This window comes from Polyangium sp. y55x31, assembly GCF_029946505.1.
GTDB lineage: Bacteria > Myxococcota_A > Polyangia > Polyangiales > Polyangiaceae > Polyangium.
Genome location: NZ_JARZHG010000008.1, coordinates 90,430 through 108,126 on the forward strand (window position 1 = coordinate 90,430; position 17,697 = coordinate 108,126).

Annotated in this window: 14 protein-coding genes and 1 riboswitch; of the genes, 8 read left to right on the forward strand and 6 right to left on the reverse strand. The window is 68.1% G+C overall.

What is annotated here, in order from left to right; genetic code table 11:
• The first annotated feature begins 147 nt into the window (after positions 1–147).
• Both QHF84_RS17005 and QHF84_RS17010 read left to right on the forward strand, forming a co-directional pair.
• A complete protein-coding gene (locus QHF84_RS17005; RefSeq protein ID WP_281314354.1) occupies positions 148–1,041 on the forward strand; it encodes a serine/threonine-protein kinase in 894 nt (297 codons plus the stop codon).
• Positions 1,042–1,072: 31 nt separating this feature from the next.
• Positions 1,073–2,578 (forward strand): serine/threonine protein kinase, encoded by a 1,506-nt coding sequence (locus QHF84_RS17010; protein ID WP_281314355.1) that lies wholly within the window; start codon positions 1,073–1,075, stop codon positions 2,576–2,578.
• Between the two features lie 129 nt (positions 2,579–2,707).
• On the opposite strand, the gene QHF84_RS17015 is transcribed toward QHF84_RS17010, so the two are convergent.
• The 3 genes from QHF84_RS17015 to QHF84_RS17025 all read right to left on the reverse strand — a co-directional run bounded on the left by QHF84_RS17015 (position 2,708) and on the right by QHF84_RS17025 (position 7,697).
• Positions 2,708–4,915 carry a cyclic nucleotide-binding domain-containing protein gene (locus QHF84_RS17015; protein ID WP_281314356.1) on the reverse strand — a complete coding sequence of 736 codons (2,208 nt, stop codon included), beginning with the start codon at positions 4,913–4,915 and terminating at the stop codon, positions 2,708–2,710.
• The gene (locus QHF84_RS17020) at positions 4,867–6,411 is read right to left on the reverse strand and encodes an NAD(P)-binding domain-containing protein (protein ID WP_281314357.1); all 1,545 of its coding nucleotides are present in this window, start codon (positions 6,409–6,411) and stop codon (positions 4,867–4,869) included. The genes QHF84_RS17015 and QHF84_RS17020 overlap by 49 nt, the downstream gene beginning before the upstream one ends.
• Positions 6,412–6,494: 83 nt before the next feature.
• A complete protein-coding gene (locus QHF84_RS17025; protein ID WP_281314358.1) occupies positions 6,495–7,697 on the reverse strand; it encodes a cytochrome P450 in 1,203 nt (400 codons plus the stop codon).
• A gap of 152 nt (positions 7,698–7,849) precedes the next feature.
• Here QHF84_RS17025 and QHF84_RS17030 point away from each other — a divergent pair, with 152 nt between their 5' ends.
• Complete coding sequence (locus tag QHF84_RS17030) at positions 7,850–8,440, forward strand: TetR/AcrR family transcriptional regulator (protein ID WP_281314359.1); 591 nt, start codon at positions 7,850–7,852, stop codon at positions 8,438–8,440.
• 777 nt (positions 8,441–9,217) lie between these two features.
• Here the strand turns inward: QHF84_RS17030 and QHF84_RS17035 are convergent.
• Positions 9,218–9,550, reverse strand: coding sequence for a DUF2251 domain-containing protein (locus QHF84_RS17035; RefSeq protein WP_281314360.1), 333 nt, complete (start codon positions 9,548–9,550; stop codon positions 9,218–9,220).
• A gap of 640 nt (positions 9,551–10,190) precedes the next feature.
• Here QHF84_RS17035 and QHF84_RS17040 point away from each other — a divergent pair.
• Complete coding sequence (locus tag QHF84_RS17040) at positions 10,191–10,802, forward strand: hypothetical protein (protein WP_281314361.1); 612 nt, start codon at positions 10,191–10,193, stop codon at positions 10,800–10,802.
• 40 nt (positions 10,803–10,842) lie between these two features.
• On the opposite strand, the gene thiC is transcribed toward QHF84_RS17040, so the two are convergent.
• On the reverse strand, positions 10,843–12,723 hold the full coding sequence (thiC, locus tag QHF84_RS17045) for a phosphomethylpyrimidine synthase ThiC (protein ID WP_281314362.1): 1,881 nt from the start codon (positions 12,721–12,723) through the stop codon (positions 10,843–10,845).
• A riboswitch (TPP riboswitch) is annotated at positions 12,712–12,825 on the reverse strand. It overlaps the preceding gene by 12 nt.
• Positions 12,826–12,937: 112 nt before the next feature.
• On the opposite strand from thiC, the gene QHF84_RS17050 reads away from it, so the two are divergent.
• The 4 genes from QHF84_RS17050 (at position 12,938) to QHF84_RS17065 (ending at position 16,855) form a co-directional block, all read left to right on the forward strand.
• Positions 12,938–13,423: a nuclear transport factor 2 family protein gene (locus QHF84_RS17050; RefSeq protein ID WP_281314363.1), complete on the forward strand. Its 486-nt coding sequence runs from the start codon at positions 12,938–12,940 to the stop codon at positions 13,421–13,423.
• 135 nt (positions 13,424–13,558) lie between these two features.
• Positions 13,559–15,571, forward strand: coding sequence for a lysyl oxidase family protein (locus QHF84_RS17055; RefSeq protein ID WP_281314364.1), 2,013 nt, complete (start codon positions 13,559–13,561; stop codon positions 15,569–15,571).
• A gap of 5 nt (positions 15,572–15,576) precedes the next feature.
• A complete protein-coding gene (locus QHF84_RS17060; protein WP_281314365.1) occupies positions 15,577–16,362 on the forward strand; it encodes a glycerophosphodiester phosphodiesterase in 786 nt (261 codons plus the stop codon).
• A 91-nt stretch (positions 16,363–16,453) separates the two neighbouring features.
• Positions 16,454–16,855: a hypothetical protein gene (locus QHF84_RS17065; RefSeq protein ID WP_281314366.1), complete on the forward strand. Its 402-nt coding sequence runs from the start codon at positions 16,454–16,456 to the stop codon at positions 16,853–16,855.
• Between the two features lie 10 nt (positions 16,856–16,865).
• Here the strand turns inward: QHF84_RS17065 and QHF84_RS17070 are convergent, their stop codons facing one another.
• Positions 16,866–17,546, reverse strand: a complete 681-nt coding sequence (locus QHF84_RS17070; RefSeq protein ID WP_281314367.1) for a response regulator — start codon at positions 17,544–17,546, stop codon at positions 16,866–16,868.
• Positions 17,547–17,697: the final 151 nt, after the last annotated feature.

Consider the following 17,697-nt stretch of genomic DNA (forward strand, 5'->3'; position numbering starts at 1 on the left):
ACGCTCCCGGGTGCCGCGAGAGCGCGGCGCGCCCGCGGATTTCCGCGTCCCGCCGCGAGGTCCGGCTGCCCGTTGCGGCCCTCGGGGCGCCTTCGGTATCGTACGAGCCTGCCGCGGCCCGAGGACGCGCGGGAGACGAGGAGCGCCATGTCGTATCGAGCGGGTGATGTCATCGACGGTCGGTACAAGCTCCTCGACCTCATTGGCAGCGGCGGCCACGGCTACGTGTTCCGCGCCGAGGACATGGACCTCAGCGCGCCCGTCGCCGTGAAGTGCCTGCTTCCGAACATCACGAGCGAGCCCATCTTCACGACGCGTATCGCCCGCGAGGCCCGCGCCATGGGCCTGCTCAGCGGCACGGCCGCGACGCAGATCCTCGCCTTCAACCGCTCGGACAACGGCACGCTCTACATCGTGATGGAGCTGCTCGAAGGCAAGGATCTCGAGGCCTATGTGCGCGGCGTCGAGGCGAAAGGCGGGCCGATGCCCGTCGATCGCGCCCTCGAGATCATGCGCCCCGTCGCCGAGACGCTCTCCGCCGCCCACGCGCGCGGCATCGTGCACCGCGACGTCAAACCCGCGAACATCTTCGTCCTGCGCACGCGAGCGCGGGGCCGCGTGCGGCTGCTCGACTTCGGCCTCGCCAAGGAGGTCGGAGGCTTCACGGTCACGCGCGACGGGACCATCGCCGGCTCCCCGACGTACATGGCGCCCGAGATCTGGGCGGGCAAACCCAAGGACCTCGATCATCGCGCCGACGTCTACTCGTTCGGCGCCGTCGTCTTCCGCATGATCGGCGGAAGGCTCCCGTTCCCGGCGCGCAAGATGGTGGAGCTGCTCCGCGCGGTCTCGACCGACCCGCGACCGAGCCTGCGCGTGCTCCGGCCCGATCTGCCGGAGGCCGTGGATCCCTGGGTCGCGCGGGTGCTCGCGAGCCAGCCGGCGAATCGCTACACGTCGATGCAAGAGGCGTGGACCGAGCTCTGCAAGGCGCTCGGTCGCACCACCGAGCTCGAAGACGACGATCTCGGCTTGCCTTGAATCGGCGTTTGTCTGCCCTTACGCTCGGGACATGTCGGACCCCGGCGCGGACACGGTGCCGATCTTCCTTCTCGCCCCCGCGCAGCTCTTCCACGAGCGATACCGCATCGTGCGCACGATCCGCACGGGCGGGATGGGCGCCGTCTACGAGGCCACGGACGAGCGCACGGCCGGACGCCGGGCCCTGAAGATCATCCACCCGACCCTGCTCGCCGAGCACGCGGACTTCAAGCCACGCTTCGAACGCGAGGCGCGGATCCTCGGGGAGCTCGAGAGTGATCACATCGTCCGCGTGATCGACGCCGGCGTGGACGCGCCCTCGGGGCTGCCCTTCCTCGCGATGGAGCTTTTGCGCGGCCGGGACCTCGGCATGGTCGTCGCCGAGCGCGGCGCCCTGCCCTTCGGCGAGGTGCGCACCTACCTCGCGCAGGCCGCCTTCGCGCTCGACAAGACCCACGCCGCGGGCGTCGTGCACCGCGACATCAAGCCCGACAACCTCTTCCTCACGCACCGCGACGACGGCTCGCCGTGCATCAAGCTGCTCGACTTCGGCATCGCCAAGGCCGACGGCCACCTCGGCATCGGCATGCAGACGAAGAGCATCCTCGGCAGCCCCTACTTCATGGCGCCCGAGCAGATCTTCATGGACCAGCCCATCGGCCCCGCCGTCGACGTCTACGCGCTCGGGCACACGGCCTTCATGCTGCTCGCGGGCGCGCCCTACTGGACCGAGGAGTTCGAGAAAGCGCCGTCGATCATCACGCTCGCGCGTTGCCTCGACAACCCGCTGCCCGAGCCCCCGTCGATACGGGCGCGGCGGCGCCACGGCGTGGAGCTGCCCGCGGCGATCGACGCCTGGTTTTCGCAGTGCGTCGCGCGAAACCCGAGCGATCGATTCCCGAGCGCCTCCGCCGCGATCGTCGCGCTCTCCGACGCCCTCTTCCCCGAAGATCCCGCAGCCCCTCGCCAGACCACGCCTCCGCCGCGGGAGCCGTACATTTCGGTCTCGTACGAATCGACCCCGGTCCCGGCAGCACGCGGCTCCCGCCCGTCGACCCCACCGCCGAGCGGCGAGACGAGGCACCCGACGCCGTCACGGACGAGCCGGCACTCGACGCCGCCGACCTCGCAGGACCGGGTAAAGTCGTCCGTATCGCGGCCCCGGAGCGGCCACGTGATCCGCGTGGAGCGAGAGCGCAGGCTCGTGCGGCTTTCGGTCTGGGGCTTCTGGACCGTGGATCAAGCGCGGGCCTACTACGAGGAGTTCGCGCGCGTGACGCAGCCGCTCTGGGGAAAACGCTGGCGCGTGCTCGCGGACACCTCGGAGTTCGCGGCCCAGAAGCCCGACGTGAGCGCCTTCGTGGAGCGGACGATGGAGGTCGCCCAGAAAAACGGCTGCGTGCGCGCCGCGAACATCGTGTCGAGCACGCTGACGAAGATGCAACTCGCCCGCATGTCCGCCGAGCAAGGCCTGGCGTCGTTCGCGTTTTTTCAGGACGAGGCCGAGGCCATGATCTGGCTGCTCGACGGGACGTAGATGGGCTTTCACAGCGTCGCGCCGGGGTTTCACCCCGGACCCGACGAGGGGCTGTCCGCCCCTCGACCCGGACCAGGGCAAGCCCTGGACCGTTGATGCATCGACCGCGATGCGGTCGATGCACGAGGGTCAGCCGAGCAAGAACTTCCGGATCCGACCCGTGAGCCCGTCCGTGCTCGCTTGCCGCATGCGACCCTCCCGATCGAGCTGCCGCGCCGCGATGAGCAAGCCGAGCTCGACCACGAGCTGCGGCCGTGACTCGATGATCGGCGCGAGCGCCTGCTTGCTGATCTCGTAGAGCGTCGCCTCGCTCGTCGTGCGCACGGTCGCCGTGCGCTCGCTGCCCGTGAGCAGCGCGACCTCGCCGAAGACCGCGCCACGCTCCAGCGTCGCGACGGCGACGTCCTGGCCCCCTTGCTGGCGCACGAGGACCTCGACCGTGCCCGAGGCGAGCACGAAGAGCGACGAGCCCCGCTCCCCCTCGCGCACCACGCGATCATGCGGGCCGTACACGACAGGGCGCGTCTTCTGCGCGAGCCGCTCGACCTCGCGATCCGTGAGCGGCTTGAAGACCGGCACGCGCCGGAGCAAGGTCGCGATCTCGGCATGCGTGGGCTCGGGCCCGAGGGAGAGCGGCTCGGCCGCGTCGAGCCCACCGCCGTAGCCGTCACGCCGCTGCAGCGCATCGACGAGGGCGCTGTCGCCGCGCATGTACGCCTCGAAGAGGCTCGCAGTGCGCGGGATGCACTCGTCGCCCGTGTGATCCATGAGCCCACGCTCGCGGGCAAAACGCGCGACCTCGTTCATCGACTGGCGGTACTGCCGGCACGCCGAGGGGAAGAGGCCGTCCTGATCCCCGAAGGCGCCCGTCAACGACTCGGGGAGCGCATAGCTGCCGAAGACGCCGCGCTGATGCCACATGGCGAAGTCCCGCGTGCGTTTGTCGAGCCAGCCGAGCTCGGGGAACGCGGCGAGCCCGTTCTTGAGGACCGCGCGCTCGGCGTCGCGGAAGACGCGGTGCCAGGTCTCCTGCGCGTTCTCGACGTTCGGCCCGGCGAGCGCGATGGCGTGCTTCAGATCCTCGTGGTGCGCGTGCAGGAACGCGAGCGTCGCCTTCTGCTTGCGGAGGAGGTTCGCGAAGCTCACGGGCCCGGCCGCGAGCAGGTCGGACGAACGTGGGACGATCTCGCGCATGGCCCACACCCGCTTCCACGCGGCGACGTCGAGCCGCTCGCGGATCCGCGCGAAGACCGGGCTCTTCTCGAACGCCTGGCGCTCGGCCGGCGAGAGCAGATCCGGGTGCTCGGCCCGCACGGCCTCGAAGATGCCGAGGCACGTGAGCAGCTCCAGGTACAACCCGACCCGCAAAAGCCACGCGGGATCGGGCAGGTTTCGCCGCTGCTCGCCGAGGTCCTGCCGGATGGCGTGCAGGTAGAGCATCGCTTTGTCGGTCCCGATCGTGAGGACCGGAAACCACGGGTGGTAGCCGACGTGCAGATCCGGGATGTCGAGCGCCTCGGCCTGCAGCTTCGTGTCGGCCGGGATGAGCCGCTCGCAGAGCCGCGCGTAAAGCGATCCGAAGCGGCCCGTGTCGTAGATCTCGGCCTCGATCGTGTCTTCGGCGACGTATTTGTGATCCGTGTGCAAGGCGAGCGTGACGCGCAGCTTCTGGTGGAAGAGGTGCGCGAACGTGAACGGATCGGCGCCGTCGGGCGTACGCGCGCGCAGCGACGCGTCGACCTCGGACCAGTCGTAGCCGCGCCCCTCGGGGCTGCCTTCGCGCCGCGGCAGGAGCTCGGCCGGGTTCAACGTCGCGACGTAGACGGTCTTGTAGAACTCGTTCCACGACGCCTCCGCGATCGCGGGGAACGGGTACGCGGCGGCCGAGACGACGTGCGGCTTGAGCACGATGCCCTGAAGCCCCGGGACGGGGCACGGCGCGCCGTCGCCCTCGACGTGCGGCAGGAACGCGACCGACATGCGGACCTCGAACGATCGATGGAACGGCGCGACGTACGCGTAGAGGTCCTTCACCTGGTAGAGCAGGCAGAGGTCGTCGGTGTGCGCGCCGTTTGCCGCGGTCGACACGAGGCCCGCGTGCTCGCTCGCGCCGAGCCCGGGGCCGAGCGCCTCGTCCATGGGCCTTCGACCGGCCTCGAACGGGACGATCTCGATCGCCGGTTCGAGCTCGGCGGACTCCTCCATCGGGTCCTTGCGCGACTCGAGCTCGCGCATGTACGCGCGCACGAACGCGAGCTTGTCCTCCCAGGACATGCCCGCGACGGGGCTCAGGAGAAGGCGTTTGAAGAGCTTCTTGAAGTCTCGGGGGTTGTGCATGCTTCCTGGCGATCACGCGCCTCGCGGGCGCGCGCATCGAGCTCCTCCTCGAGGTCCGCGTAGAGCGAAGGATCCACCGGAAGCAGGAACTCGCGGAAGGGATTTTGCGGCAGCCTCGGCACCCGCGCCCCCATGTCCCGGCAAAGGTCGTCGATGTAGTGGAAGTTCCACGGCACGACGCAGGCTCCGCCCGTGAACGCGTCCGGCCGCTCGCGCTTGCGGAAGGCGAGGTGCTCGTCGATGCGGGCGATCACCTCCTCGCGCGGCGGCAGCTTCATCCGGCCCCGGAAGAGCTCGCAGAGCCACCGCGCCCCGACCTCCGAGGTGAGCTGGCTGTAGAGGCTGTTGATGAAGCCGCAAAAGCCGAGTCCCGGGACATCGGGGTGGTAGAGGCCGCGATAAAGCCGGAACGTGCCCTCCTCGTCCTGCACGACGCGCCGGAGCGAGGGTTCGAGGAAGGGCATCTCCTGGCGGAAGCCCGTCCCGAAGATCACGACGTCGGCCGGGATGCGCCTCCCATCGGTGGTCTCGACGGCGCCCTCGTGGAAACGCGCGATCTCGCCCCGGTGGAGCTTGAGCGCCCCGCGCTCTGCGGCCTCGTAGAAGCCCACGGGCGCCATGTTGAGGGAGCAAGCGACGCCGCTCAGGGGCAGCTCGGGACGAAGGCCGGTCTTCGTGAGCCCGAGGTCCTTGTCGAGCGCGCCCATGACCTGGTTCCAGTACCAGGCGACGAACGGGCCGGCTTTTTCGTGCAGCGCGCGCTCGAAGCCGTCCGCGCGTGGATGCGGGAAGAACATCTCGGAGAAGCGGCTCAGGAGCAGGAACTTCGTCGGCACGAGCCCGAAGAGGAACCGCGGCGCCTTCCAGCCGAGGCTCCGGTGAACGAGCGTCACCTCGCGCGCGGGCTCCACCGAGACGGACGCCACGTCGCACGCCGACTTCGAAAAACCCACGACGACCACACGTTTGCCCCGCACGAGGCTCGTGTCGTGGAACGACGTCGTGTGCAGCACGCGGCCGCCGTTCGCCTCGAACGCCTCGCGGCCCGGGGTCTCGGGGATGTGCGGCAGGCTGAAGAGGCCGGTCGAGATGATCACCTGGTCGAAGGCGTGGGTTTTCCGCTCGGATTCGGCGGCGCCCACAGGCCGCGTGTCCACGGAAAAACCGCCCCCGTCGCGGCGGCGGATCTCGTCCACCTGGGTGCGGAGGCGGACGCGCGGCGTGACGCCGAAATGGTCGGCGTAGCTCTTCAGATAAGCCTGGACCTGGGCGCCCTCGGGCCACTCGGGATAGTGGCGGGGCATGGGGAAATCGGAGAATGCGTAGGTATCGCGGGCGTTTTGCGTCTGGAGGCCGGGGTAGCGGCGCGAGCGCGCCCAGACGCCGCCGACCTCGTCTTCCTTTTCGAACACCGTGACGTCGAAGCCGCCCCGCAGGAACGTCTTCGCGGCCACGAGCCCACTCAATCCGCCCCCGATGATGCCCACCGATGCCATACGCCCTCCGTGGTTCAAGAAAGAACCCGGATGCTACGGCAAAGGCGGGCCGAGGACCAGAGAGGGCCGGCGGCGCGCCCGGCTCACCAGGTGACGGGGAATTCGTTCATGCCGTAGACGGTGGAGCTGTCCTTGAACGAGAGCTCCTCGAAAGGCACGGCAGCCCTGAGCTCGGGAATGCGCCGGAACAACGTGTCGATGACGATCTGCAGCTCCAGCCGGGCCAGGTTTTGTCCGAGGCATTGGTGCGGGCCGAAGCCAAACGCGAGGTGGTTGCGCGAGCCTCGTTCGAGGTCGAGCTCGTCGGCGTTCTCGAAGACCTCCGGATCGCGGTTCGCCGTGTTGGCCAGGGCGAAGATGCCTTCGCCGGCCTTGATGACCACGCCGCCGATTTCCACGTCCTCCTTGGCGACCCGACCGAGCGCGGACTCCGCAATGGTGAAGTACCGCAAGAGCTCCTCGACGGCCCCGATGGTCTTCGAGGGGTCCTGCTTGATGGCGGCGAGCTTCTCCGGGTGCTGCAGCAGAACGAGCGTGCTCAGCGAGATCATGTTCGCGGTGGTCTCGTGCCCGGCGATGAGGAGCAGGAACGCCATGCTGACCATGCCCTCGAAATCGAGAGAGCCGGTCTCCTGAAGCTGCTTCTGGATCTGGCGACCCAGCAAATCATCGGTGGGGTTCTGCGCCTTGGCGCCCACGAGCTTCCCGAGATACGTCATGAGCTCGACGACCGATTGCAACTTCACGTCGCCTGGCGTCTTGTTGTTCACGACCTGCGCAGAGTGCGTCTGGAAGAATTCGTGATCGGTGTAGGGCACGCCGAGCAGCTCGCAGATGACGAGCGAAGGCACCGGCAAGGAGAGCGCCTGCACGAGGTCGACCGGGCGCGGCCCGGCGAGCATGGCGTCGATGTGCTCGTCCACGATTTGCTGGATGCGCGGCCCGAGCGCGTTGATCCGCTGGATCGTGAACTCACCGAGCAGGGCGCGGCGCGCCGGCCCGTGGTCGGGCGGGTCGAGCTCGAGCAGCATCGGCTTGAGGTTGCTCGCGGGCGGACGGTCGTACGAGAGCGTGGGGAAATTGGGGTGGCGCCGGTTGGAGCTGAACCGCGGATCGGATAGGATCGCCCGGATGTCCTTGTGGCTCGTGGCGACCCACACGGTCGTGTCATTGGGGAGTTTTACCTTGGCGATCGGGCACTCTTCGCGGAGCCGGAGGTGCTCCGCGGGCGGCGCGTAGGGGCAGGTTCGGGTGACGGGAAGCGTCGGAACGGCATCGGCTGACATGGTTGCACCTCGATTCGGGCGAAGAGCCTAGCCGAGCGGCAAGCAAGGCACAAGCCGACCGGCAAGTGCCCGACGCGAGTCCTGTGACCTCTCGGAAAGCGTGCCGGGCGGCGAGGAGCCGGGTACTGTCTGGCGTTCCGCGAGGAGAGCGCATGACCGCCGGCACCGCCGCCACCGACACCCGATCACGACTGCTCGACACCGCGCTGAAGCTGTTCAGCGAACACGGGGTGGAGGGCACGTCGCTGCAGATGATCGCCGACGAGCTCGGCATCACGAAGGCCGCCGTCTACTACCACTTCAAGACGAAGGACGAGATCACGGAGGCCGTCGCCGCGCCCGCGGTCCAGGAGCTCGACCAGATCATCGCAGAGGCGCACGCGCTCCGGAGCCGGAGCGCGCAGATCGATCACGCGCTTTCGGGGTTCGTCGCGCTCATCGTCCGCCAGCGCTCGCTGCTCGGCCTGTACAACAGCGATCCCGGCATCCAGCGGGTCGTCAACCGGGCATTCCAGGCGCCACGCGGCGAGGACGTCAAAACACGAATGAAGGCGGTTCTCGCCGGGGAAAACCCGAGCCTCGCCGACGCGATTGCAGTGCACGTCGTGTTCACGGGGCTCGCGATGGTCGGCGGCTCGCCCGAATATGCAGGCATCGACGACGATACCCTGCGCGAGCACCTGCTCGAAGCGGGCCGGCGCCTGCTCGGCCGCCCGCGCAAGCGCCCGGGCCGCGGAGGTTAGGGGGCGAGGCACCATGCAAGACGAAGCGGGCGTCGGGCCCTTCGGGGGGTGGTGATCCGCAGCATCGAGCGTGTGATCTGCCCGGGAGGGTGCCGGGGAGCGCTCGGCGATGCGGGCGGTGAGGCTTCCGAGGGGTCGATTGGTGCTTCGTCGAGCGAGGATCGATGGTCCGGCAGGCTCTTTCGGCGCTCGTCGTTGCGGCGATCGAGGCTCGGGGGGCTCGCTCGACGCTCCGGCTTGCGAGGATCGTGGCCCGGCGGGGCTCGGGGGCCGGAACGGGGAGCGGCGGAAGGTACCTCGGAGGTGCCGAGGCGCGCATGGCGGAGCGGCGGCCGACCCTCGGGGGGTCACGTTCACCGCTCGACGTTGCGTTGCTCGACCCTGCGGGGGCGACTTTGGACGCAATCGGGAGCGTGGCGGGGGGGTTCCGGGGGGACGGGGGTGGGTGGGGTTGGGTGGAGTGGGGGGTGCCTTCCGAGACCAGGCGCGTACACAGGTCTGTATTTCAGGCGGGTTCTCGCGTCCATTCACCTCCTACGGCGCCGCGAAAAGCGACCCACCCCAACGGGAGATCGGCCACTTCAACCACGCTCGGATCCGTCGCGAGGATCTCGCGCACGTGGACGATGCGCCCGTCCGCAGGGTCGCTGGTCGTCCCACACAAAAACTGCCAGCCCCCGTCATCGGCATCGTGGGAAACCAGCAAGATGGGGGCGCCCGCGAGGACTGCAGAAGTGGTGACGACTGCAACGTTCCCCTCCTCTGCTTGAAACGGCTTCACTTGTTGCTCTTCTTGGGCGTCGCGGTCTGCGGTTCATTTCGAGGAGCTCCACGCAGCTTGGCCATGTTCGTCGTGTCGAACGACGCCCGCAGTTGGCCACGAATGGCCAGGCCAACGCGTGTCTCGCCTTGGTCCCACGCGATCACGATATCCGAAACTGCAAAATCGGCCTCGCCGGATAGCACATGAATGGCATCGAGGACTCGTGCCTCGCCGGTGGCCCCCGTGGCGTACAGGTAGAAGTAGCCCGTCTCCCCGTCGTACTCGAATACGCCCGCGAGATCGCCTGCGGATCGAACGCAGCTCTCGAAGATCTCTTCCGTTGCCATGATGCTCTCCTACGGATGGTTTTTCTTGTAGTTTTTTCCTAGTCGGTGCTCCGTTCTGCTCATGGGGCGCAACCCTCCTTCGGGTGTCTTGTCGACGTGGTGCAGCTCCATGGGTTTACCGTCTGGACCGGTGGGAGCACGACCATTACGCATCTTTTCGAGGTTTTCCGGGCTATACTTGCCAGGGTTGTTCTTCGCCTCTGCTTTCCAAAATGCCTCGCGTTGCGCCTTGAATGCATTTCGATCTGGGAGGCGGGCCGCGTCGTCGTCTTGACCGTCGTCGTCTTCGCGCCGCCTGCCGAAGGTGCCTTCCCTCCGCTTGACAACGACTGCCCGCTATGCGTCTCGGCGGGCTTCTTCTTGTCCTTCGGAACGAAGTTCGGATGCCGGGCATGGCAGAGGCCCTGGAGGCACTCCCTGGCTCGGTCCTCCGCGAGCGCGGAGGTATCCGCCGGGCTGAGCCCCCAGTCCTCATACTCCCGCGCCGCCTCCTCGGACAACCTCACCAGCGCGGGCGGCTCGATCTCCCTGGGCTGATTGTCCGCGACGACCTGCTCCGTGCGGCCCCGGTGGACGAGGCCCCTCGTGCAGATCCGCGCGCCCGTGCTGCCACGCCTTCGCGTCTGGCCCGGCTCTGCGTATGCCGTGCACCTGTGCGCCTCGACGCGCCTCTCCAGCCCTGCAAGATGCCCTCGGTCCGGAGCCGACGACGAGCGAAATCAAGCCCATCGACAAGCTGGAGGACAATGCCATCGCGGCGCTGCTCCTGATCCTCGCAGGATGGTCGCGGGTGCGTGGCCAATTCGAGCTCGGGGACGTCGCCGCGGAGCTCGGCGCGCACCTCGGCGTCGAGGAGGGCCTAGGCTTCATCAACATGCGGCCGCGGGACGAGTATGGTGTCGTCGACACGAAGCTGAAGACGATCACGCGGGAGAACCTCGAGCCGAAGCTCGCGCAGATCGGCCTCGCCCCACTGCTCCACCACCTGCGCGAGGTGCACGAGCAATACGGGAAGGCGCTCGGCATGGTCCATTCCGTGCCCGCGGAGGAGCGCGCGGTCGTACGCCCGCGGCTCGACGCGCTCACGGATTCGCTGCGGCATTACGTGGCCGCCGTGCTGGGCTCGGTTCAGCGGAAGAAGCCGGCGACGAAGGAGCTCGCGGACGCGCTCCTGCACCCGCTCACGACGTGGCAGGCGGCTCCGGCAAAGAGGACGGCCAAGACGGACGGCGAGGGCAACGATCAGGGGTGAAGGGGCGCCCCCCTCACCCCTCCCCTCCCCCATTCGAGCCTCAGACCTTCCGGTAGATCTCGCTCCCGCCCTCGACGAACTCGGCGCTTTTTTCCTTCATGCCGCGCACGAGCGCCTTCTCCGGCAATACCTCGCCTTTTTCGGCGGCGTATTTGCGCACGTCCTCGGTGATCTTCATCGAGCAGAAATGGGGGCCGCACATCGAGCAGAAATGGGCGACCTTGGCATTCTCGCTCGGGAGCGTCTCGTCGTGGAACGCGCGGGCCCGCTCCGGATCGAGGCCCAGGTTGAACTGGTCCTCCCAGCGGAACTCGAAACGCGCCTTGCTCATCGCGTCGTCGCGCGCCTGCGCGCCCGGGTGGCCCTTCGCGAGATCGGCCGCGTGCGCCGCGATCTTGTAGGTGATCACGCCCTCCTTCACGTCGTCGCGGTTCGGCAGCCCGAGGTGCTCCTTCGGCGTGACGTAACAGAGCATCGCCGTGCCGAACCAGCCGATCATGGCGGCGCCGATGCCGCTCGTGAAATGGTCGTAGCCGGGGGCGATGTCGGTCGTGAGCGGCCCGAGCGTATAAAAAGGCGCCTCGTGACAGATGCGGAGCTGCTCGGTCATGTTGTGCTCGATCATGTGCATCGGCACGTGGCCGGGGCCCTCGATCATGACCTGCACGTCGTGCTTCCACGCGATCTGCGTGAGCTCGCCGAGCGTCGCGAGCTCGCCCATCTGCGCGTCGTCATTCGCGTCCGCGATGCTGCCGGGCCGGAGACCGTCGCCGAGCGAGAAGCTCACGTCGTAGGCCCGCATGATCTCGCAGATCTCCTCGAAATGCGTGTAGAGGAAGTTCTCCTCGTGGTGCGCGAGGCACCATTTCGCGAGGATCGATCCGCCGCGCGAGACGATGCCCGTCAATCGGTTCGCCGTGAGCGGGACGTAACGGAGCAGGACGCCCGCGTGGATCGTGAAGTAATCGACGCCCTGCTCGGCCTGCTCGATCAGCGTGTCGCGGTAGATCTCCCAGGTGAGGTCCTCGGCCTTGCCGCCGACCTTTTCGAGCGCCTGGTAGATCGGCACGGTGCCGATCGGGACGGGGGCATTGCGCAGGATCCACTCGCGCGTCTCGTGGATGTTCCGGCCCGTGGAGAGATCCATCACGGTATCGGCGCCCCAGCGGATGGCCCAGACCATCTTCTCGACCTCCTCCTCGATCGAGGAGGTGACCGCGCTGTTGCCGATGTTCGCGTTGATCTTCACGAGGAAGTTCCGGCCGATGATCATCGGCTCGATCTCGGGGTGATTGATGTTCGCCGGGATGATCGCCCTGCCGCGGGCGACCTCGTCCCGGACGAACTCGGGCGTGATCCGCTCGGGGATCGCCGCGCCGAACGAGCGCCCCGGGTGCTGCTTGCGAATGCGCGCATTCGCCCGCTGCTGCTCGCGGATCGCGACGTACTCCATCTCGGGCGTGATGATCCCGCGCCGCGCATAATGCATCTGCGTGACGTTTTTCCCGGCCGCGGCGCGGAGCGGCCGGCGGGGCGCGTGAAACCGCAATGCGTCGAGCGAGCGATCGTCGAGGCGCTTCTTTCCGTATTCGGAGCTCACGCCGGAGAGCTCGACCACGTCCTCGCGCGAGCGGATCCACGCGGCGCGGAGCGGCGGGAGGCCCTTCTTGACGTCGATCTCGGCGTCGGGATCGGTGTACGGGCCGCTCGTGTCGTAGACGGCGACGGGCGGGTTCGGCACGAGACGCACCGCGTCGCCGTGACCTTCGCGCGTCGGTGTTTGCGAGATTTCGCGCAGCGGGACGCGGAGGTCCGGGTGGAGGACGCCCGTCTGGTAGGTCTTCTTCGATCCGGGCAGCGGCCCGCGCGTGATGGTCTGGAGGCGGGCCTCGTCGACCCGCTGCTGTTTCACGGTGCTCATGACACTTCCCTCCGCCGGTACGAACCGGTTCAGGTTCCAAGGGTTCGGCCCGCCACAAAAAGCGAGAGGCCGTCTCAGCCCGAGGCTCCCCTAGGTCGAGCCGTGGGTCTGGTCGAACCTGGGCGCGGCGTCAACGGCCGAACGACACGCACGGGCTCGCGTGGCCCTTCGGCTTGACGTCCTCGGCGGCCCGTGGTCCGCTCGCCCGCCTGCCATGCACCCCAATCAAGCTTTGATCGAGCAATTTTATCGGGCGTTCCAGAAGCGCGACGCCGAGGGCATGATCGCCTGTTATCACCGGGACGTCACGTTCTCGGACTCGGTTTTCGTGGGCCTCGACGCGGCCGGGGCGCGCGCGATGTGGCGCATGCTCTGCGAGCGAGGAAAGGACCTCACGCTCGAATTCAGCGACGTGCGCGCCGATGATTCCACGGGAAGCGCGCACTGGGAGGCGCACTACTCGTTCTCGACCACGGGGAGGCACGTGCACAACGTGATCGACGCCTCGTTCGAGTTCAAGGACGGCAAGATCATCCGCCACACGGACCGATTCGACCTCTGGCGCTGGACGCGTATGGCGCTCGGGCCCGCGGGGATCCTGCTCGGATGGACGCCCTTCTTGCAGGGCAAGGTCCGCGCAATGGCGAAGAAGGGGCTCGCCGAGTACATGGAGAAGAACCCCGAGCGCGCGGGCGGCTGAAGCTGCGACGCTTGCCATCGGAACCTCCCGCATCCCCCACATTTCGCGCGTGGCTCGCGCCGCGGGTCCGCTTATCATGCGAGCTTCGAGGGCCGCGCCCTCGACCCGTTCCGGACTCCAAAGGCGAGGCTTCGCATGCGATATCGACGGCTCATCCCGCTCTGCTTCCTCCCGGCCCTGCACCTGCTCGTTCCCGGCTGCTCGGACGACGTCTCCGAGTTCGCGATCGCAGACGCGGTCGTCACGATCGACGCGCGCGCCAAGCCCGGCGGCGCCGTCAACGTCAAGGTCGACGCACGAAACAGCGGGCAAGCGACGTGGGTGCCCGGCGAGGTCACGCTCACGCTCCCGGAGGGGCAAGGCTTCGCGAGCGCGTCGCTCGCGCTCTCCGGCGAGGTGGATCCGGACGGCCGCGGCACGTTCACGGGCACGCTGACGGCGCCCGTGCGCACGGGCCTCTTCAAGCTGAACTTCAACGCACAATACGAGGGCGCGAGATTCGGCGAGCCGATCGTCTCGCCCGCGACGGAGCTCACGTGCAGCGACGGCGTTTACTGCAACGGCGCGGAGCGGCTCGTCGCGGGCCAGTGCGTGAGTGGGAAGGACCCGTGCGACGACGGCGCCGAATGCACGACGGACACGTGCGACGAGGACAAGGACACCTGCAACCATACGCTCGGGCCGGGGTGTGCGTCCTGCACCTCGGATTGCACGCCCGACTGCACGGGCAAGGTCTGCGGCGACAACGGCTGCGGCGGGAGCTGCGGGAGCTGTCCCGCGGGCGAGGCGTGCGCGAACGCGACGAACGAGTGCAAACCCGCGAACCAGCCGGGTTCCTGCGCGTCGCCGCTCGACCTGCTCCCGGCGGGCACGGCGCTGCTCGGGGTTCATCACATCACGGGGGATACGACGAACGGCCTGCACGAGGTCGTGCCGACGTGCAACTCGACGAGCACGGCGGTGGAGTCGGTCTACAAGTTCGAGCTGACGGAGAAGATGGGCATCGAGGCGCGTGTCTACGGCTACGATACGGTGCTCCACATCCGAAAAGAGAATCCGGCGACGCCCTCGAACGAATGCCTGGACGACAAACCCGCGGCGACCGTGGGCTGCAGCGACGACGCCGCGCCGCCCGGCGATTACGGCTCGCGCGTGGACGCGGCTCTCGATGTGGGGACGTATTACCTCATCGTCGACGGGTTCGACGCCTCCCAGTACGGCGCGTTCGACCTGCAGGTGAAGTTCACGGCGAACGGCTGCGTGCCGCATTGCGACGGCCTGTATTGCGGCACGGACGACGGCTGCGGCGGTGATTGCGGGACGTGCGACACGGGCTTCGCCTGCTCGGCCGAGGGCAAATGCCGACCCGACCCGTGCGTGCCGGATTGCAAGGACAAACAATGCGGCGACGACGGCTGCGGCGGGACGTGCGGCGCGTGCGCGGAGGGCTCGCTCTGCGTGCCGGCGACGTCGAAATGCCAGGTCTTCGCGAACTGCGACAACGAGGCGCCCGTGTGCGACCCGCCCTGCGGCGCGGGCGAGTTCTGCGGGACGGACTGCGGCTGCCACGCGGCGAACGAGCCGATGGCGGACCTCGTGATCGACGAGAAGCGGCTCGCCGAGGAGATCCTCTTCGACAAGCTCGACGTGAGCCCGAACTCGTGCGCGTTCATCGAGCAATGCGTGGGCGGGACGGGCGAGCGCAAGCTCCTCCGCTTCAGCGTGGAGGCGAAGAACCAGGGCATGGCGACGCTCACGGTGCCGCCGCCGGCGGAGCGGCCGGATCTGTTCCTGTTCTCGCCCTGCCACGGCCATTACCACTTCAACGGGTTCGCGACGTACGCGCTGCTCGACCAGAACGGCAAGGAGGTCGTGACCGGGCGCAAGCAGGCGTATTGCATGGAGGACACGCAGCAGATCGCCCTCGGCCCGAACGTGGGCTGCAACAAGATCTACACGTGCGAGGATCAGGGCATCCAGCGCGGATGGTCGGATCTCTACGGCAACACGCTCGATTGCCAGTGGCTCGACATCACGGACGTGCCGGCGGGTGAATACTTCATCCAGGTGAAGCTCAACCCGAGCCGAGAGTTCGAGGAGGTCAGCCTCGACAACAACACGGCCACGGTGCCGGTGACGATTCCGTAATCGCCATGCATTACAAGGACGGCCCCCGCCCCCGCCTGTTCGCGCACCGCGGCGCCTCCGCCACGGCGCCCGAGAACACGCTGCCCGCCTTCGCCGCCGCGCTCGCGGCGGGGGCGGACCGCCTCGAGCTCGACGTACACCTCACCGCCGACGAGGAGGTGATCGTGCTGCACGACGACGACGTGGCGCGCACGACGGACGGCGAGGGGCCGGCCGCGAAGAAACGTTTTTCCGAGGTTCGGGATCTCGACGCGGGATATCGGTTCCGGGATCCGGACGGCGCGTACCCCTTCCGGGGCCGCGGCATCCGGATCCCGACGCTCGCCGAGCTTTTGACGGCGCTGCCGGGCGTGCCGCTCAACATCGAGCTCAAGATGGACGAGGAGGCGCTGGTCTCCGCAGTGCAATGGGTGCTCGATCGGCACGACGCGCGGGAGCGGGTGCTCTTGACGGCGGAGCCCGGGTCCTTGATGGAGAAGATCCGGCGGCGCATCCCCGGCGTGCTGACGGGGATGAGTTTGCCCGAATCGCTGGAATTCCTCTGCAATGGGGGAAACCCGGGCTACGTGGCGCGGGGGTTCGCCTTGCAGGTGCCGACGAGCTTCTCGGGGATCCCGATCGTGACGCCGCATTTCGTGGAGGTCGCGCACACGTGTGGGCTCGAAGTGCACGCGTGGGTGATCAACGAGGAGGCCGAGATGCGCGCGCTCCTCGCGATGGGCGTCGATGGGATCATGACCGACGATCCGGAGCTCGGCGCGCGGGTGTTCGGGCGCCGGGCGGGTGATTGACGCCGGACGGACGGGCTCCATGTCCCGCCACAGACGGGGCTGCCTGCTCGGCCGCGGGGGTCGGGCCCGGCATTCCCGCGGGGGAATCATCATGAAGATCCAGTGGCCCTTCGCCGCATTGCTGATCGCGGGCCTCTTCACGAGCGCGGCCGCCGACGCGGCTTGCACCAGGAATCCCTTCCAGATGGGCTGGGATGCCGCCAATCAGGCATGTCAGGACATCGCGCAGGGGTATACACCCATGCCTTGGGGCCATCGACGGGGAATGCACGGGGAGTTCATCCCGCTGCCGGAGCCGGAGCGGACGTGCACCTGGCAGGACGTCGTCGAATGCAAAAACGCGGCGGCCCAGTATCTCCGGCGATTCCAGAACCACGGCTGCGCTCGGCTCATCCGGCGCAATGCCCAGCTCACGAGCGCGCTCGGAAGGCCCATCGGCTCGGCCCAGCAGGTCTGGCGGACCTACGTCAACACGACCTGCAATCTGCCGTAACCGCGCGATTTCAGAATTTTCCGCGCACCCAGCCCGTCGACGAGGTCATCGTCCGCTGCGAGTGGGGCGCCGCGTCCGGCGATCGTTGCGAGAGCGGCGCCGCGTCGAAGCTGCGTTGCGAGAGCGGCGCGGCGTCCGAGGTGCGCGAGGAGAGCGCGGCGGCGGACAAGGGCGGGAGCGACTGCGACGAGGTGCCGGAGAGGGGCGGGACCTCCGAGGGGCGCGTCATGCGCGGCGGGACGTCCGTGCGCGGGCCCGGCGGCGCCGTGCTCGGCCGGATGCTCTCCGGAGCGCGATCCCGCTTCTGCCACGTGCCATTCAGATACTCTTCGATGCGCGAGGCGAGTTCGTCGCCGTCGTTCGTCTTCGGGATGAACCCCGACGCGCCCGTGCTCAAAACGAGGCTCTGGAGCTCCCGCGCCGGCCGGTCGGAGTGAAAAACGATCGGGCACGAGAGGATGCCCTTCTGGAGCGCCACCTCGACCAGCTTGCCCCCGTGCAGCGCCGGCATGTTCACGTCCACGAGCACGAGATCCGGCTGCTCGCGCGCGACGGCGGCGCCGAAGCCGAACGGCGAGTCGAGCGTGATCACCTCGAAGCCACGAGATTGCAGGAGCAGCTTGACGAGCTCACGGCAAATCTCGCTGTCGTCGACCACGAGAATTCGTCGCTTCGTCGTGCTCGCGCTCATGGATGGCCTCTCGCCGGACGAGGGGTGGTTCCTGCCCGAGCGTCATGCGCGGGCCATTGGCGGCATCGTATCGAGGAGCCGCTTCCACGGCAAGAAGGACGTAAACCCAGGGCACGATTCACGCGCGCGACGGAAAAACGGGGGTATGGAC

Excerpts from the sequence above, each read along its gene's own strand:
- QHF84_RS17005 (WP_281314354.1), top strand. The coding sequence starts at position 148 with ATGTCGTATCGAGCGGGTGATGTCATCGACGGTCGGTACAAGCTCCTC.
- QHF84_RS17010 (WP_281314355.1), top strand. The coding sequence starts at position 1,073 with ATGTCGGACCCCGGCGCGGACACGGTGCCGATCTTCCTTCTCGCCCCC.
- QHF84_RS17015 (WP_281314356.1), bottom strand. The coding sequence starts at position 4,915 with ATGCACAACCCCCGAGACTTCAAGAAGCTCTTCAAACGCCTTCTCCTG.
- QHF84_RS17020 (WP_281314357.1), bottom strand. The coding sequence starts at position 6,411 with ATGGCATCGGTGGGCATCATCGGGGGCGGATTGAGTGGGCTCGTGGCC.
- QHF84_RS17025 (WP_281314358.1), bottom strand. The coding sequence starts at position 7,697 with ATGTCAGCCGATGCCGTTCCGACGCTTCCCGTCACCCGAACCTGCCCC.
- QHF84_RS17030 (WP_281314359.1), top strand. The coding sequence starts at position 7,850 with ATGACCGCCGGCACCGCCGCCACCGACACCCGATCACGACTGCTCGAC.
- QHF84_RS17035 (WP_281314360.1), bottom strand. The coding sequence starts at position 9,550 with ATGGCAACGGAAGAGATCTTCGAGAGCTGCGTTCGATCCGCAGGCGAT.
- QHF84_RS17040 (WP_281314361.1), top strand. The coding sequence starts at position 10,191 with ATGCCGTGCACCTGTGCGCCTCGACGCGCCTCTCCAGCCCTGCAAGAT.
- thiC (WP_281314362.1), bottom strand. The coding sequence starts at position 12,723 with ATGAGCACCGTGAAACAGCAGCGGGTCGACGAGGCCCGCCTCCAGACC.
- QHF84_RS17050 (WP_281314363.1), top strand. The coding sequence starts at position 12,938 with ATGCACCCCAATCAAGCTTTGATCGAGCAATTTTATCGGGCGTTCCAG.
- QHF84_RS17055 (WP_281314364.1), top strand. The coding sequence starts at position 13,559 with ATGCGATATCGACGGCTCATCCCGCTCTGCTTCCTCCCGGCCCTGCAC.
- QHF84_RS17060 (WP_281314365.1), top strand. The coding sequence starts at position 15,577 with ATGCATTACAAGGACGGCCCCCGCCCCCGCCTGTTCGCGCACCGCGGC.
- QHF84_RS17065 (WP_281314366.1), top strand. The coding sequence starts at position 16,454 with ATGAAGATCCAGTGGCCCTTCGCCGCATTGCTGATCGCGGGCCTCTTC.
- QHF84_RS17070 (WP_281314367.1), bottom strand. The coding sequence starts at position 17,546 with ATGAGCGCGAGCACGACGAAGCGACGAATTCTCGTGGTCGACGACAGC.